The following is a 15,629-nucleotide window of genomic DNA, read 5'->3' as shown; positions in this document are numbered from 1 at the left end:
GATGGGGATGAAGACGGTGGTGATGGCGAGCGTCATCGTAGCGCTGGCGGGACCAGTTGCGGCGCAGGACAAGCCCGGCTTCAAGGATACGCCGATGTTGCCCGGCGGCCAGTGGCACGTCCATGATGCCGACCGCCCCGCGCCGGCCATAGTCGCGCCGGCCGCTACCCCCGGCGGTGCGCCCGCCGACGCCGTGGTGCTGTTCGACGGGCGTTCGCTCGACGCCTGGAAGCCCGATCGCATCGCTTGGCCGATCGCCAACGGTGCGCTGACGATCCCGTCACGCGCGAAGAGCGGCGGCGAGAACAACCTCGTCTCGAAACAGAGCTTCGGCGACGTGCAGATGCATCTCGAATTCCGCTCGCCCAACCCACCGACCAAGACGTCGCAGGATCGCGGCAACAGCGGCATCTGGTTCATGCAACGCTATGAACTGCAGATCCTCGATGGCTCGCAGAACCCGACCTACGCCGATGGCACGGTCGGCGCGGTCTATGGCTGGAAGCCGCCACTGGTGAACGCCGCGCGCCGACCAGGCGAATGGCAGACCTACGACATCGTGTTCGAGCGGCCGCGCTTTGCCGCTGACGGCAGCCTGCTCCGTCCGGCCTATGTCACCGCGCTGCTCAACGGCGTGCTGGTCCAGAATCACCAAGCGATGCTCGGCACCACCATCTGGCGCAAGGTTGCTACGTATACCGCGCACGCCGATGCCGCGCCGATCCAGTTGCAGGATCACGACTCACCGGTGTCGTTCCGCAACATCTGGGTCCGTCCGCTGACCGGAGCGGCGATCGCGCAGGACCTGAAGAAGGACGGTAAATGATCGACCGCAGAACAGCACTCGCCGGTGTCGTCGCCATGTTCGGCACGGCTTTGTATGCGCCCATCGCGCGCGCCGCAGGGGTCGGCCAGGCCCCCGGCGCGGCGGCGGGGATCCCTGTCATCAGCGAAGGGCCGCCCAGCGTCGCGGTCTTCACGGCCCCCCAGCGCGCCCTAATGACCGCGCTTAGCGAACGCGTGCTGCCGACCACCGATACGCCAGGCGCGATAGCCGCGGGCGTGCCCGCCTATATCGAGAAGCTGCTCGCCGACTGGGCCGCGCCGGCCGACCGCGTGCCGATCCTCGCCGGCCTCGACGCGATCGAGGCGCGAAGCTTGGCGGACTACAAGGTCCCCGGCGCAAAGGCGACGGCGGCGCAGCACGACGCGCTGCTGACGCTGGCGATGAACGACCAGATCCCGTCCGGCGGAGTCTTCTTCGAGGCGTTCCGACAGCTCGTCGTCACCGGTTACTACACGTCGGAAATCGGCATGACGCAGGAGCGCGAATATCTGCCGGTGCCGGGCGAGTATAACGGCGCATTCCCCTATTCTCAGGTCAACAAGGTGTATTCCGCATGATCCTCAGCCGTAGAAACCTGCTCGCCGGCTCCGGCGCGGTCGCAGCGCTCGCGTTCGTGCCGACCGCCTCCGCGGCGCAGTTGAAGGCGATCGGCCTGCAACTCTACACGATCCGCGACATCTTCTCGAAGGACCCGTTCGGCACGCTCGGCCAGGTCGCGAAGATCGGCTACCGCGAGGTCGAGTTCGGCGGTGGTGGCTATGAAGGCATGGACCACGCGCAGCTGCGCAAGACCATGGACAAGCTCGGCCTGACCGCGCCTTCGGTGCATATCGGGTACGACGCGCTGCTCCAGCGGTTCGACCAGTCGGTGACGATGGCCAAGACGCTCGGCGCCACCACGGTGGTGCTGCCGTACATGACAGACGAGCATCGCAACGAAGCGGGCTGGACCGCGGCGCTGCCGAACTTCAACCGGTTCGCGACCGACCTGAAAAAGGCCGGGCTCGGCTTCGCATATCACAACCACGACTTCGAGTTCACCACCAAGCCGGGCGGCGTCAGCCTGTACGAGCGGCTGCTGAAGGAGACTGACCCCGCGCTCGTGAAGCTCGAGCTCGATCTATACTGGGCGCTGCATGCCGGCGAGAACCTGACGACGCTGATCGAGCGCCTGTCGCAGCGGATCTACGCCTACCATGTCAAGGACATGCGCCCCGATCGCAGCATGGCGGCGGTCGGCGCAGGCACGGTCGATTTCGCTGCGCTGTTCAAGCTGAAGGGCAGCGCTGGCGTTCGGCATTTCTACGTCGAGAACGACCAGGCCCCCGCGCCGTACCTGCCCGACATCACCACGAGTTTCCGGACGTTGCGCGCGCTGCGGTTCTGATTGGCTGCTTCTGAACGGGCGCGTTTCTCACAGGATATTAGGAGAGGAAGATCATGGCCGAGACCAACAGGTTCGACGCGATCGTAATCGGTTCGGGCGTCAGCGGCGGTTTCGCTGCGAAGGAATTGACCGAAAAGGGCCTCCGCGTCCTGATGCTCGACCGCGGCAAGATGGTCGAGCACGGCGAAGGCTACACCTATGATGGCAAGCCCGCATACGAGGTGCCCGCGCGCAACATCATGCCTAAGCCATTGGTGGACAGCGACTATTTCATCGCCAAGCACGGCTATGTCCAGCCTAGCAACCGCGAGTTCCACAATGACGACCGGCTGAATCCGTACGCTTATGACGAGGGCAGCAAATTCTACTGGATCCGGCCCGGCGCGGTCGGTGGCAAGTCGCTGATCTGGGGCCGCTGGTGTTTCCGCTGGAGCCCGGAGGATTTCGAGGCGAACAAACGCGACGGCCTCGATGGCGACTGGCCGATCCGCTACGACGACGTCGCGCCGTGGTACAGCTATGTCGAGAAATACATCGGCGTGTCCGGCTCGCGCGAGAACCTCGCCTATTTGCCAGACAGCGAATTCCAGCCGCCGATGCCGATGAACGTCGCCGAGAAGTGGCTCAAGCAGGGGCTCGAAACCAAGTTCCCGGGCCGGAAGCTCATCAACACGCGGCTGTCGAACATGACCGAGGACAAGCCCGACCAGAACCGCACCAAGTGCCAGTTCCGCAACCAGTGCGGCAATGGCTGTTCGTTCGGCGCGTATTTCTCGACCCAGGCCGTCACCTTGCCAGCCGCGCGCGCAACCGGCCGCCTGACGCTCAAGTCGGACTCGGTCGTCACCAACCTGGTGTACGACGCGACGCGCAAAAAAGTCACCGGCGTCCGCTGCATCGACGCCAAGACAGGCAAAGCGGAAACGGTCAACGCCGATCTCGTCTTCCTCTGCGCCTCGGCGATCGCGTCGACGCAGATCCTGCTGAACTCGCGAGCACCGGGCAGCGACCGCAGCTATTTCGACGAGAGCGGCACGCTCGGCCGCTACGTGATGGACCACATCTTCCGCGTCGGGATCGAAGGCGATATCCCGGGCATGGAGGAGTTCATCGAATTCGGTCGTCGTCCGGGCGGCGTCTACGTGCCGCGTTTCCGCAATATCGGCGGCGACGAGGGCGTCGGCTTCAAGCGTGGCTATGGCTATCAGGGCAGCGCGTATCGCAATCCCGCCGCGCCGGTCGGGTTCGGTGCATCGATGAAGCAGGGCATGCGCAAATACGCGCCTTGGCGCTTCAGCATGGGCGCGTTCGGCGAATGCCTGCCCTATGCCGACAACAAGGTTTCGCTACACGCCAGCAAGGTCGACCGGTTCGGTGTCCCGCTCGTCCGCTTCGACGTCCGCTTCCGCGACAACGAACTGAAGATGATGACCGACGCACGGGCGCAGGGCGAGGCGATGCTGAAAGGAGCGGGGCTGACCAACGTCAAGAGTTCGGAGAGCGAGCACGTCCCCGGCGACGCGATCCACGAAATGGGCGGTGCTCGCATGGGCCGCGACCCGCGCACCTCGGTGCTCAACGAATGGAGTCAGGCGCACGCTGCGTCGAACCTCTACGTCACCGACGGCGCGCAGATGGCATCGATCTCGTGCGTGAACCCGTCGCTGACCTTCATGGCCCTGACCGCGCGCGCCGCCGATCATGCGGTCAAATCGCTGAGAAAGGCTTAGGCGCGAGGCGGTCAAGCTGCTCACGCGTCGTCCCCACCGCGGTTCATGACTGGCGCTTGGCGAGGCAGGGATAAACCCTGTCCACCAAGCGCCAACCGAACCATTCTAGCAGGGTAGCGCCCGTACGATTATTTCGCTGCCCCGCCGCCGGCAGCGATCCAGGCGTCGATCTTGCGTTCGAGCACCGGCATCGGCAGCGATCCGGTATCGAGCACCTGCGCATGGAAATCGCGCGGATCGAACTTCGCGCAGAGTGCGGCCTGCGCTTTCGCCTTGGTCCGCGCGATCGTCAGCTGGCCGATCTTGTACGCCAGCGCCTGGCCCGGAATGGCGATGTAGCGCTCCACCTCGGCAGTCGCATCGGTCCGCGCCATCGGCGAGTTGGCCAGCATGTAGTCGATCGCCTGATCACGCGTCCAACCCTTGGCATGGATGCCGCTGTCGACCACCAGCCGCATCGCGCGCAGCATCTCGTCGTTCAAGCCGCCCATCCGCTGATACGGATCGGTCTCCATGCCCAACTCCTTCCAAAGGCTCTCGGCATACAGCGCCCAGCCCTCGACATACGCGGTGTTGCCACCGAACCGCATGAAGGCTGGGAGCGCGGTGTTCTCCTGCGCGAGACTGATCTGGAAATGATGCCCCGGCACGCCCTCGTGCAGGAACAGCGTCTCCATCTCCCACATGTAGCGCGAGGGCAGGTCGTAGGTATTGTAATAGAATACCCCAGGCCGCAGGCCGTCAGGCGTTCCGCCCTGATACGAGCCACCGGCCTCGGTCTTTTCCTTGAAGGCTGGGACCGGGCGGATCTCGAGCGCGGTCTTCGGCGTCAGGGAGAATTGCTCGGGAATGCGCTGGTCGATGCGCTTCTCGATCGCACGATAGCCGTCGCGCAACTGGTCGACCGAACTCGGCTGGAACTGCTTGTCGGTCCGCAGGAAGGTGAAGAAAGCCGGTAAATCGCCCTTGAACCCGACCGCCTGCTTCTGCGCCTCCATCCCCTTCAAAATCCGCGCGACCTCGGACAGGCCTAGCTGGTGGACCTGCTCGGCGGTCATCGGCAGCGTGGTGTTCTTGCGGATCAGATACGCATAATAGGCATCGCCCCCGGGGAGCGCGGACAAGCCTACCGTGTCGCGCGCAATCGGCAGGTACGTCTTGGCGAGAAAGTCCCGCATCCGCTGGTGCGCAGGCGTGATGACATCGCGGATCTGCGCCGCATAGGCCGCCTTCAGCCGCGTCTGGTCGGCGGTCGAGATCGACGCGGGGAAGGTCTTCACCGGGCCGTAGAAGGTCGATCCCTCGACACCCTCCGCGATGAGGTTGTCGAACTCCTGGATCATGTTGGTCACGACCAGCTTCGGCTGGACGATCCTGTCCTTCATGCCCTGGCGGAACAGCCCGATCGCGCGGTCCAGCACCGTGGCATATTGCGCGTTGCGCTTCAGGTTGTTCTCATAGTCGACGAGCGTCTTGAACGGCGCTGCGCCCTTGCTCGATGCGAGGTCGGGATAGAAGGTCTGGAACCCGTTGAAATGGTCGATCGGCAAGTCGCGCTCGACCCTGACGATTGCGGGGGCATAGCCGGCCAGGTCGGTCTCGTTGCGCGTCTTGAACACGTCGTACGCGATCTGGTCGGTCGCGGTCAGCTTCGTCCGGTCGATCGTCTTGAGCGCGGCCAGATCATGCTCGATCGCCGCGCGTTCGGCGGCCAGATACGCATCGGTCAGATAATCGCCCAGCCGGTTCGCATAGCGCAAATCGCCGCGGAAGATCCCCTCGATCGGATTGCGTTTCAGGCTCGCCTCGTCGCTGTCGTAGAACACCCGCTTGAGCCGCGCATCGTCCGCACTCTCGCCCGGTTGCGCGACGGGAGACGGCAACGCCTGCGCACTCGCCGCGGCGCTGCAGACGGTCGTGGACAGGAAAGCGGCAAGCAGCAATTTGACGGACAACGCGTGTTCCTTTGGATGCGATGACACGGGGGTAGGATGCGGCAGGATTTCCCGCAAGCGCCGCCCGTGTCCGCTCGAACTGCAACGAGCGGTCGCGCTCGGCCCTTTCGAAGCTCCCTCGAAACTAGGCGAGGCTGCACCGCTCGCGGCGCAACCTCGCGTCATTCAGATCTGTGCGACACCGCCGTCGACGAACATCTCGCTGCCGGTCATGAAACTGCTGTCCGCGGACGCCAGGAAGGCGGCGGCAGCGGCGATCTCGGCGGGGTCGCCGATCCGGCCGATCGGGGTGCCGGCGCCCATTTCCACCATCGCATTCTCGCCGACGACCTCGAGCGCGAGTTCGGTCCTGGTCGGTCCCGGCGACAGCACGTTGACGCGAATGCCGGTGCCGCGCAGATCGAGCGCCCAACTGCGCGCGAAATTGCGGATCGCCGCCTTGGTCGCGCTGTAGACGCTGAACCGCGGCGTTCCCGTGACGCTTGTGCTGGACCCGGTGAGGATGATCGAGCCGCCCGACCGCATCAGCGGCAATGCCTTCTGCACCGTGAACAGCAATCCTTTCACGTTGACGTCGAACGTCCGGTCGTAATGCTCCGGCGTGATGTCACCGAGCGGTACTAACTCGCCGGTACCGGCATTGGCGAACAGGATGTCGAGCGAACCGCGTTCCGTCCGGACCGTCTCGAACAGGCGATCGAGGTCGGCCATGTCGGAGACCGAGCCGCTGATCGCGCGGGCATTCTCGCCGAGCTCGACCAGTGCCGCGTCGAGCGCGTCCTGCCGCCGCCCGAAGATGTAGACGAACGCGCCCTCGTCGATGAAGCGCTTGGCCGATGCGAGGCCGATCCCGCTGCCGCCACCGGTCACGATCGCCGTCTTGCCGTTCAGTCTGTCCATCTGTCGTCTCCGTGTTTGCGAAGATCCTTAGCTGGCGGACCGCATACCTATCGACAAGTATGCACCTTTTGGTAAGTACCAAGTTATGACAATTGCGCCCCCGACTGACGGCTTCACCTGCGGTCTCGACGTCACGCTCCGCATCATCGCGGGAAAATGGAAGCCGCTGATCCTGTATTTCCTGTTGCAGCGGCCCAACCGCTACGGGGAGCTTAAGCGTGCGGTGCGCGGCGTCAGCGACAAGATGCTGATCCAGCAACTGAAGGAACTGGAGGCGGACGCCGTGCTGACGCGGACGGATTACCATGAGGTTCCGCCCCGGGTCGATTATACGCTGACGCCGATGGGCCGCAGCCTCGCCGAGGCGCTGGCGCCGCTGTGCACCTGGGGGACCGAAAACATGGCGGAGGTCACGCGCGTGTTTGCCGAGCGCGACAACTGGCAGCGCGAGGCAGGCTGATCAATATGCGCGCCGCGCTCAGGCCGCTTCGGCGCGGCGCGGCAGTTTCCAGTTCGGGCGGACGAAATGGCAGGTATAGCCGTTCGGCTTGCGCTCGAGGTAATCCTGGTGCTCGGGCTCGGCCTCCCAGAAATCGCCGACCGGGGAGAGTTCGGTCACGACCTTGCCCGGCCATAGGCCCGATGCCTCGACGTCGGCGATCGTGTCCTGTGCCACCCTCTTCTGATCGACGTCGGTGTAGAATATCGCCGAGCGGTAGCTCACGCCGCGATCGTTGCCCTGCCGGTTGACCGTCGTCGGATCGTGTATCTGGAAGAAGAATTCGAGCAGCGTGCGAAAGTCGGTGCGCGCCGGATCGAAGACGATCTCGATCGCTTCGGCATGGTTGCCGTGGCGGCGATACGTCGCATTGGCGATGTCCCCGCCCGAATAGCCGACGCGGGTCGAGACCACGCCGGGCAGCGCGCGGATCAGGTCCTGTATGCCCCAGAAGCATCCGCCGGCGAGTACCGCGCGTTCGGTCCTGGCCGGAACTTCCTCGACCTGATCGAGATACGCGGCATAGCCTTGCGCCACAATCTCCCCGCGCGGGACGAAGCGCAGCGCCGCTGAGTTGATGCAGTAGCGCAGGCCCCCGCGGCTTCGCGGACCGTCCTTGAAGACGTGACCCAGGTGACTGTCGCCATGCGCCGAGCGGACTTCGGTACGCGGGATCAGCATCGACCAGTCGCGCCTGGCCTTGACGTTCGCCGGTTCGATCGGCCGCGTGAAGCTCGGCCAACCGCAACCGGACTCGTATTTGTCGGTGCTGGCGAACAGCGGCTCGCCCGAGACGATGTCGACGTAGATCCCCGCGTCCTTGGTGTGCAGCAACGCGCCGGAACCGGGACGCTCGGTCGCATTCTCCTGCGTCACCCGGTATTGTTCGGGCGTCAGCGCGGCGACGGCATCTTCGGTCTTGCGGTAACTGGTCATGGCGGCACTCCGTTGACCGGAATGTGGTGTGCCGTCATCTCGCTGTCGAGATGCGGGCAGGCGCCGCCGCCGTGCGATCAGCGCTGTTTCTTGGTCAGCGTCGCAGTGAAATCGGGGTCCTTGTTCGCGACCCAGTCGACGAACTTGCGCACCGCCGGGTCGGCCAGCAGCCCCTCGACATCCATGCCGTGGCGTTGCAGCTCGGAATTGGTGAAGTTCGCGGTCAGCGTCTGCTGGCAGATCGGATGCATCGGCACGACGTCGCGGCCGCCCCGGCTCTTGGGGACGGGATGGTGCCAGACGATCGTCTTGCCCGTGGGACGACCGCAAAGCCAGCACGCGACGACCGCGACGGGCGCGTCCTCCTCGGCCTGCGGATCTTCATAGGGACCGTGTTTCGAATGTTTGCGCGCCATGCGTCTGTCTCACGTCCCGATGATTGCGGTGCCTTCCTTAGCGGGACGGGCGCCGTTGCGACAGCCGGCTGGTGCCGGCCGCGCACGGCAGGGCAAAGCGACCCGCGGCGCTCGATCGTTCAGCGCGGCGGCCTTGATCGGGCAATGTAGCGAGCTATTACGCGAACAGTAATCGGCGCAGACCGCTCAACAGTGGCGCAAATCTATAGACTATCCGAGGAGTAGTTATGAGGCCGAAAAATACAAAATGGTTTGTTCTCACCGGGATAGCGACATTCTTCGGCGTAATCTTCGGCATGACGGGGGCGCAATCCTTGTCCGGCGGCGCTGCGGTCGTGATTTTCGGGGGTCTGTTCGTCGCCGCCATCGCGTTCGTGATCTGGTCGCTGTCCGGCAACAGGGTCGGTAAGACTGCGCCGCCTGCCCTTATTGCGGACGCGCGGACGCTTCGGCCGACTGTGGGTAGCGCGCGAATCTATGTCGTGCGGCGCGGCTTCATGGGTGGCATGGCCGGTATGAAAATCGATATCCACGGCGTCGCGTCGGGACAGATCCGGATGAACCAGTTCGTCATGGCCGAGGTCCCGCCCGGCACGTACACCGTCGAGACCGCGATGGCGCGCAACGGCATCAAGCCGTCGAATTCCGAAACCACGTTGTCCGTGCAAGGCGGCGACGTCGTGGTGATCCTGGCGATGCTGAAGGTCCAGTCGCTGCACTCGACGACGACGCAGGAGCGGATCGTCGGCACGGAAGCGCAAACCGCCGTCGCCACGACCAAGATGATCGAATGGACCAATCGATCGACTTCGGTCGCATAGCCGCGTGAAGGCGCCGTCCCGTGAATCTGCCGGCTTGCACCGCTCGGCAGCACGGCTCGCCGGAAACCGTCGTTCCCCGCAGGCGCGTCAGCTCACCGCGCCGGCGAGCACGTCGACGGTCGTGCCGAGGGGAGCAACCAGCGCCTGGTAACAGGACATGGCCGCGAAGCAGGCGATACCCGCGCCGATGATCGCCAGGCAGACGAACTGGAATGCCGATGCGCGGCGTTTGGTACGGTCGGTCTGCTCGACGATCCGCCGGGCGGACTGTTCGCGCTTCATCGCGCGGCGGTCGGCGTCGGCGGCAGGGGGGCGTTGTTTCAGGACGGGTTCGCTCAACAATGCGGCGAGGCTGATCGGGTCCTGTGTCCTCACCCCGAAGCGGCTGCCGCCGTTCCACACCACGCGACCGATGATGACGAGAGTCCCGCGGCGGATATCGACATAAGTGCCGAGGATCGGCGGTTCGCTGCTCGATACGAGCAGGCCCTTGTCGGACACGTCATGAATGCATCCGTTCGACCATTCGCCGCCGACATTCATGCGACAGGGAACAGAGAGTTCCTTCAAAGCGCGCAATTCTCATCCGATCTGGTTGGATCATCGTCGAGAATGCGTATCCCGGTGTCGAAGTGCACCCAATCCGGGAAATATACCGAGACGCATCATGCATTGCCGGCAACGCCGACGATAGCGAGCGAGACCGGTTGGCGCGCATCGACCGAATAGCGGTCCCAGCATTCCAGCAGCCGCGGACCGCATCGCCCGTATCCACATCAAGCTTAACCATCCGGTGGTCTGATCGACCTTGCGGATTACCGTGCGAGCGCGATCAATTGGGCGATGCCGTTGGTCCCCGTCTTCGCGACGATCGCGGCGCGGTGATCCTCCACCGTCTTCGGACTGATGTCGAGCGCGGCGGCGATCGCCTGGTTGTTGTGCCCCTTCACGAGCAGGTCGAACACCTGGCGCTGCCGCGGCGTCAGCCCCGAGGTCCGTGCGAGTACCGAGCGTTGCGCTTTGGACCAGGCGACCCCCTCGGCGATGGCGGCGAGCAACCGGTCCTCGTCGATCGGCTTTTCGAGATAGTCGAGGCCGCCATAGCGACGCACCGAATCCACAGCATTGGCGGTCGTCGGCCATGCGGTCATGAAGATGATCGCGACCGCGGGGTCGAGCAGTCGGACGCGGTCGGCAAAGTCGAACCCGTCGATCTCGCCCATCATCACGTCGGTGACGATGCAGTGCGCCGGGGCCCGCTCGTACACCGCCAGCAACGGGGCGGGATCCAGGAACGGTTCCGCGACATGGCCGTGGCGGCGAAGCAGCCGTGCGACCGCCGCGCCGAGGTCCTGGTCGTCATCGACGACATACACCATGCCGCTCGCCGTATCGGTCATTCGGACTCTCCAACGAGCGGAAGGGCAATGGTCGCGCGCGTGTTTCCGGCGGTATCGGTGACGCGCGACAGGGTGCCGCCATGCGCCTCGACGATCGCGCGGGCGACGAGGATGCCGACGCCCATGCCGGGTTGCTCGGGGCGGGTCGGGCGCGATCCGTTCACGACCACCAACTCCACGCCTCGGTTCGTGCGCGTCACGCCGAGCGTCACGGTGCCATTGCCGCAGGCCTGGACCGCGTTGCGCATCAGGTTGACGATCGCCTGCGCCAGCTCGACTTCCTGCGCGAGGATGACGAGGTCGGGCGCGACGGCGTCGATCGACAGCGCGACACCCTGCGATTTCGCCTCGGGGCGGGCCAGCGCCGCGACGGTGTCGATCAACGTCGCGAGCGGCAGGGGCGTCGGTACGTCGACCGTCCGTCCGCCGAACCGCCGGAGCCGGCGGACCAGCGTCGACAATGCGGCGGCCTTGCGATCGATCAGCGCCGCCGTGGTCGCGATCTCGACATCGGCCGAGACGGTCAGCTCGTGCAGATGCTTGGCCTCGATCGCCAGCGTCGAGAGCGGCTGGCTGATCTCGTGGATGACCGCCACCGACATCGCCCGCAGCGTCTTCAGCCGCTCGGCCTGGAACAACAGGCGATCGCGGCGTTCCAGGTCGTTCCGCAACCTGGTCTGCGCATCGGCGAAGCTGCCGGCGAGATACCCGACGACCATGATCGAGGCGAGGCTCATGTGCAGCGCAAGGCGCCCGCCCATGTCCATCGGCATCGCGGTTTGCGGCAGGACCATCGCCGCGACGACGACGATCGCCAGCCAGCTCGCCAGTCGCCCGAACCGCAACCCGATCCACGCGACCGCGAGCAGGACGGGGGTATGCGGCGTGCCCAGGCCGATCCGCGCGAGCAGGATCTCGATCGCGAACGACGCGACCAGGATCACCACGGCCTCCGCGAGCGACGCCATGCTCGGGCGTCCGGGCCGCAACGCGCTGCCCGTCGCAAGGTCCGCCACCCAGAGCAGAGGCGGCGCCAGCAGCAGGACGCCGAGCAGGTCGCCGACGACGAACCCGGTCAGCGACGTCACCGTCTCGCGCAGTCCGGACACGCCGGTGAGATCGGGGCGTAGCAACGACCAGGGCAGCGCGGTCAACGCAGCGGCGGCGGGTGCGCCGACCGAGGCGAGGCCGAGCGGCATGGGCGCGACGCTCATGCTCGTCTGCGCACGATCCGCCATCGTCCGGACCAGCAGCACGATCAGGCCATAGACCAGCGGCGGACGGATAACGCCGATCAGCGCGGTCAGCCATCCCGCCGACCGCGGATCGATCACGCCGGTGCCAATCTGCACGAGGATCTCGGCCACGATGATCGCAAGGGTCAACCGCGGTCCACGCCGCCACAGCAGCGCGATGCGGAAGCCGGCGGCGGGATACAGCAGCGAATAGAAACCGCGCCCGCCCCATTCGGCGGCGATATGATGCGCCGCCAGGAACGCGAGCGCATACCCGACCAGCCAGGGCAGGTCGGCGACCGTCGGCAGGACGGCGGTGGCGCGGGAGGGGGTACGGGGCTCTACGAAGGGCTTGGCGAGCGTCGTCATCACGGCCTCCCTGCCAGATCGAAACGCCGCAGCCTATCCGGGCGTATCCCGGAATGCGATCCTAGGCGGAAGGTGGCACGCCGCGATCGCTCGGCGGCACCTCGCCGCGTGGATTGGAGGACATCGGGTGATCGTAGAACCGCATTACGGGCATCACTGCGTTACCGGGCGGTCCCCTGCGAGCGCACGCCGCAGTGCTGCGACCTCCACGTTCAGGGCCGCGAGTCGATCCTGCGTCATGCCGGACCGCTCGACGATCAGCGGGCCGAGGCACCCGGTCTCCGTCCACCGCGTTCTGCCAGCCTCGGTCAACCGCACGCGTACCTGCCGCTCGTCGGCGGGGTTGCGGATGCGCGTAACCAGCCCCGCCGCCTCTAGCCGTTTCGCTAAGGGCGTGATCGTGCTCGGTTCGAGCGCGAGCCGTTCGGCGATCGCGCCGATCGAACAGCCATCCTCCGCTTCGTTGAGCGTCTGGAGGACGAGAAACTGTGGATAGGTGATGCCGAGCCGGTCGAGCACGGGCTTGTACGCACGATTGATCGCGATCGTCGCGGCATACAGCGAAAAGCAGAGCTGGTCGTCGAGGGGCAGGGGATCGGACACGGCAGGCTCCTTCATACACGACGTACATAAAATTGCTTATCGCGGCAAATCTTACTGGACTTCGGTACCACGACATCATAAATAGTTATCGTGATAAGCAATATGGAGATTTCAGCATGTCCGTCGATGTAAAATACACCACCGAAGCCACCGCAACCGGCGGCCGCGACGGCCATGCACGGTCGCAGGACGGCCGTTTCGACGTCGCGCTCTCGACGCCGAAGGAACTGGGCGGCGCAGGCGGCGACGGCAGCAACCCCGAGCAGCTGTTCGCAGCCGGCTATTCCGCGTGCTTCATCGGCGCACTGAAGGTCGCTGGCCAGCAGTTGAAGGTGAAGCTGCCCGACGACGTCGCGGTCACCGCAAAGGTTGGGATCGGCCCTCGCTCGGCTGGCGGTTTCGGGATCACCACCGACCTGACCGTGTCGCTGCCAGGCATCGACCGCGCCGAAGCGCAGCGTCTGGTCGATGCCGCACACGAAATCTGCCCCTATTCGAACGCCACCCGCGGCAACGTCGATGTCGGCCTGACGCTCGCCTGAAGTGAGGCCCTGACGGTCGGGCAGCACGTCTGCTGCCCGACCGTATTTAATTGGAAGCAAGACCAAGTCGCTGACATCCAGCGGCCGTTTAGTCACGTCCGATACGTGTTGACATTAATGGTCACGGCTCCGATGTAACTTGCATGTACGCTCCTGCGACACATAAGCGTTTCCTCGACCATTCGGGCCAACTCGCCGCACGCGGTTAGCCCGAGCTCGCGGCTGTTCGCCGTTCGAGTTCGGGCTTTATTCGATCTGACCTTTGGGACGTGCTCTGCGCGCCCATGATCTCGAGTAAACGGAAACCGCACAGTGTCGGAACAGAACCCTGATAAAGATAGTCGCCCTTTGGCGGATCATGACGTCGAACTGCAGGATCGCGCCTCGCAGCCCTTCCTTAGAATGAGGCCGAAGCATTTTTTCTCGAACAAGTTCGAGCTGGAGATCGTCGAAAACTATTCTGCCGATGATGGCGATCGTCGGGAGCGCAAGCAGCCGAACTGGTTGAACCGCTTCATGGACGTGAATCTTGTGCTCATGATCCTCGTGATCGGCGTGCCAATCCTTTTGTATTGCATCGTCGCGTCGGCGAAATAGGCGCCGGACTCACGGTACAGGACTGTTCGCGACGATGTCGCGGGCAGTCCGCGAGTTATAGGGTCGCCGGCGACCTTCCGCAAAATCCGTGCCGATAAGCAAGTAACGCTAGTTAGCCACCGGACTTCCGCGCCGCCTATCCATGATAGGTAAGGATGCAATACGTTTAATGCGGCGTGATATTACCGTGGCGCGCGCGCAATCCGGCACGTTTCATAGATTTGATCATCTACTCTGACATCTACCGAGCAGGGCCGAAGTTGCGACGAAGCCCAGCCAGTATCAGTCAAACCGATTATATTTATGTCGGACGATGAACAAAATGTAATGATGCACGTATGTTAAACACCTGGTGTTCAATTTCATACAAATATAGTAGGCGCCTGCCAGCAGGGGTGCATTACGAATTCAAGGACAAACCGTGACCGATACACTTAATACAGTCGAGCTCGCCGCCGAACTGACGGCAGCATGGCTTGCCAACCCCAATACGCGCACTGCCGCCGACGACGTGCCGGCGTTCCTCGTCGCGATGCATTCGGCCGTCGAGAAGCTGGTCGGCAATGGCGAAGCGGAGCCCGAGGCAACGGCACAGCCGACGTCCGAGCCAGCCGTTTCGGTGCGCAAGTCGCTTGCGTCGCCCGACCACATCATCTCAATGCTCGACGGCAAGAAGTACAAGACGCTGCGTCGTCACCTGTCGACCAACGGCATGACGCCGGAGCAGTATCGCGAGCGCTTCAACCTGAAGTCCGACTATCCGATGGTCGCCGCGACCTATTCGGAAGCGCGCCGTGCGATGGCGAAGTCGATCGGGCTTGGTCGCAAGGCCGGTGCAACGGTCGAGAAGGCGTCGGAAGACGCAGTGAAGACCGTTCGCAAGGGCGGCAAGGCAGCACTGGATGCCGCCAAGAAGACGCTCGGCAGCGAGGATTGAGATCGGCGAGGGGGGAGGGCGCCGTCCTTCCCCTCTCCCCTTTACGATACCCAGTTACGCACGGCGCGTTATGCGCGCCGGCCGTCCTCGACCAGTGCCTGCGCCAAAAGCGCGCGGATCGCACGCAGCGCGGGCATCACCGGCTCGATCGTCTCTGTCGTGATCGGCGTGGTCTTTTCGGCCGCGAGCAATTGCTGCACGCCGCGGACGGTATAGCCTTCGCGATTGAGCAAAGTATCTATGCGCCGGACCAATACCGCATCCTCGGCGCGGTAATAGCGCCGGTTCCCCGCGCGCTGCAGCGGCCGCAACTGCGGAAACCGGGTCTCCCAATAGCGCAGGATATGCTGTGGCAGGCCGGTCTCACGCGAGAGTTCGCCGATCGTCCGGAACGCAGCGCCCGCCTTGCCCGGACCCGCCGCCGCTGTACCCACGGCACCTATGGATGGGCTGCC

Annotated in this window: 18 protein-coding genes; 9 read left to right on the top strand and 9 right to left on the bottom strand. The window is 64.6% G+C overall.

The window, feature by feature from the left end:
* Position 1: 1 nt before the first annotated feature.
* From AC59GX_RS08840 to AC59GX_RS08825, 4 genes are read left to right on the top strand one after another with little or no spacing between them, the layout of a single operon-like run.
* Entirely contained in the window at positions 2–826 is an 825-nt protein-coding gene (locus AC59GX_RS08840) for a 3-keto-disaccharide hydrolase (protein ID WP_497301723.1), read from the top strand.
* Entirely contained in the window at positions 823–1,404 is a 582-nt protein-coding gene (locus tag AC59GX_RS08835) for a gluconate 2-dehydrogenase subunit 3 family protein (RefSeq protein ID WP_426279942.1), read from the top strand. The genes AC59GX_RS08840 and AC59GX_RS08835 overlap by 4 nt, the downstream gene beginning before the upstream one ends.
* Positions 1,401–2,234 (top strand): sugar phosphate isomerase/epimerase family protein, encoded by an 834-nt coding sequence (locus AC59GX_RS08830; RefSeq protein WP_426279941.1) that lies wholly within the window; start codon positions 1,401–1,403, stop codon positions 2,232–2,234. The genes AC59GX_RS08835 and AC59GX_RS08830 overlap by 4 nt, the downstream gene beginning before the upstream one ends.
* 53 nt (positions 2,235–2,287) lie before the next feature.
* Positions 2,288–3,964 (top strand): GMC oxidoreductase, encoded by a 1,677-nt coding sequence (locus AC59GX_RS08825; RefSeq protein WP_426279940.1) that lies wholly within the window; start codon positions 2,288–2,290, stop codon positions 3,962–3,964.
* Positions 3,965–4,092: 128 nt separating this feature from the next.
* On the opposite strand, the gene AC59GX_RS08820 is transcribed toward AC59GX_RS08825, so the two are convergent.
* Together AC59GX_RS08820 and AC59GX_RS08815 are read right to left on the bottom strand one after the other, a co-directional pair.
* Positions 4,093–5,919: a DUF885 domain-containing protein gene (locus AC59GX_RS08820; RefSeq protein ID WP_426279939.1), complete on the bottom strand. Its 1,827-nt coding sequence runs from the start codon at positions 5,917–5,919 to the stop codon at positions 4,093–4,095.
* A gap of 165 nt (positions 5,920–6,084) precedes the next feature.
* Positions 6,085–6,819: an SDR family NAD(P)-dependent oxidoreductase gene (locus AC59GX_RS08815; RefSeq protein ID WP_426279938.1), complete on the bottom strand. Its 735-nt coding sequence runs from the start codon at positions 6,817–6,819 to the stop codon at positions 6,085–6,087.
* 85 nt (positions 6,820–6,904) lie between these two features.
* Between AC59GX_RS08815 and AC59GX_RS08810 the strand changes: the two genes are divergently transcribed.
* Complete coding sequence (locus AC59GX_RS08810) at positions 6,905–7,279, top strand: winged helix-turn-helix transcriptional regulator (protein ID WP_497301475.1); 375 nt, start codon at positions 6,905–6,907, stop codon at positions 7,277–7,279.
* An 18-nt stretch (positions 7,280–7,297) separates the two neighbouring features.
* Here AC59GX_RS08810 and AC59GX_RS08805 read toward each other — a convergent pair whose 3' ends face one another.
* Both AC59GX_RS08805 and AC59GX_RS08800 read right to left on the bottom strand, forming a co-directional pair.
* Positions 7,298–8,254: a bifunctional methionine sulfoxide reductase B/A protein gene (locus AC59GX_RS08805; RefSeq protein ID WP_426279936.1), complete on the bottom strand. Its 957-nt coding sequence runs from the start codon at positions 8,252–8,254 to the stop codon at positions 7,298–7,300.
* A gap of 77 nt (positions 8,255–8,331) precedes the next feature.
* Positions 8,332–8,670: a hypothetical protein gene (locus tag AC59GX_RS08800; protein WP_426279935.1), complete on the bottom strand. Its 339-nt coding sequence runs from the start codon at positions 8,668–8,670 to the stop codon at positions 8,332–8,334.
* Positions 8,671–8,897: 227 nt separating this feature from the next.
* Between AC59GX_RS08800 and AC59GX_RS08795 the strand changes: the two genes are divergently transcribed.
* Entirely contained in the window at positions 8,898–9,491 is a 594-nt protein-coding gene (locus AC59GX_RS08795; RefSeq protein ID WP_426279934.1) for a DUF2846 domain-containing protein, read from the top strand.
* Between the two features lie 87 nt (positions 9,492–9,578).
* On the opposite strand, the gene AC59GX_RS08790 is transcribed toward AC59GX_RS08795, so the two are convergent.
* The 4 genes from AC59GX_RS08790 to AC59GX_RS08775 all read right to left on the bottom strand — a co-directional run bounded on the left by AC59GX_RS08790 (position 9,579) and on the right by AC59GX_RS08775 (position 13,098).
* Positions 9,579–10,061, bottom strand: a complete 483-nt coding sequence (locus AC59GX_RS08790) for a PilZ domain-containing protein (protein ID WP_497301721.1) — start codon at positions 10,059–10,061, stop codon at positions 9,579–9,581.
* Positions 10,062–10,306: 245 nt separating this feature from the next.
* The gene (locus tag AC59GX_RS08785; RefSeq protein WP_426279933.1) at positions 10,307–10,891 is read right to left on the bottom strand and encodes a response regulator transcription factor; all 585 of its coding nucleotides are present in this window, start codon (positions 10,889–10,891) and stop codon (positions 10,307–10,309) included.
* Positions 10,888–12,495, bottom strand: a complete 1,608-nt coding sequence (locus AC59GX_RS08780; protein ID WP_426279932.1) for a sensor histidine kinase — start codon at positions 12,493–12,495, stop codon at positions 10,888–10,890. The genes AC59GX_RS08785 and AC59GX_RS08780 overlap by 4 nt, the downstream gene beginning before the upstream one ends.
* A gap of 153 nt (positions 12,496–12,648) precedes the next feature.
* Positions 12,649–13,098 (bottom strand): MarR family winged helix-turn-helix transcriptional regulator, encoded by a 450-nt coding sequence (locus AC59GX_RS08775; protein WP_426279931.1) that lies wholly within the window; start codon positions 13,096–13,098, stop codon positions 12,649–12,651.
* Positions 13,099–13,214: 116 nt separating this feature from the next.
* Here AC59GX_RS08775 and AC59GX_RS08770 point away from each other — a divergent pair, with 116 nt between their 5' ends.
* The 3 genes from AC59GX_RS08770 to AC59GX_RS08760 all read left to right on the top strand — a co-directional run bounded on the left by AC59GX_RS08770 (position 13,215) and on the right by AC59GX_RS08760 (position 15,174).
* Positions 13,215–13,640 (top strand): organic hydroperoxide resistance protein, encoded by a 426-nt coding sequence (locus AC59GX_RS08770; RefSeq protein WP_056490142.1) that lies wholly within the window; start codon positions 13,215–13,217, stop codon positions 13,638–13,640.
* 312 nt (positions 13,641–13,952) lie between these two features.
* Positions 13,953–14,237: a hypothetical protein gene (locus AC59GX_RS08765; RefSeq protein ID WP_426279930.1), complete on the top strand. Its 285-nt coding sequence runs from the start codon at positions 13,953–13,955 to the stop codon at positions 14,235–14,237.
* Positions 14,238–14,658: 421 nt separating this feature from the next.
* A complete protein-coding gene (locus AC59GX_RS08760) occupies positions 14,659–15,174 on the top strand; it encodes a Ros/MucR family transcriptional regulator (RefSeq protein ID WP_056490139.1) in 516 nt (171 codons plus the stop codon).
* A 68-nt stretch (positions 15,175–15,242) separates the two neighbouring features.
* Here AC59GX_RS08760 and AC59GX_RS08755 read toward each other — a convergent pair whose 3' ends face one another.
* Complete coding sequence (locus AC59GX_RS08755) at positions 15,243–15,608, bottom strand: MerR family transcriptional regulator (RefSeq protein WP_426280391.1); 366 nt, start codon at positions 15,606–15,608, stop codon at positions 15,243–15,245.
* Between the last annotated feature and the right edge of the window lie 21 nt (positions 15,609–15,629).

It is taken from the genome of Sphingomonas sp. 320_CC, assembly GCF_059691795.1.
This window is presented reverse-complemented; position numbering and strand designations above follow the sequence as displayed.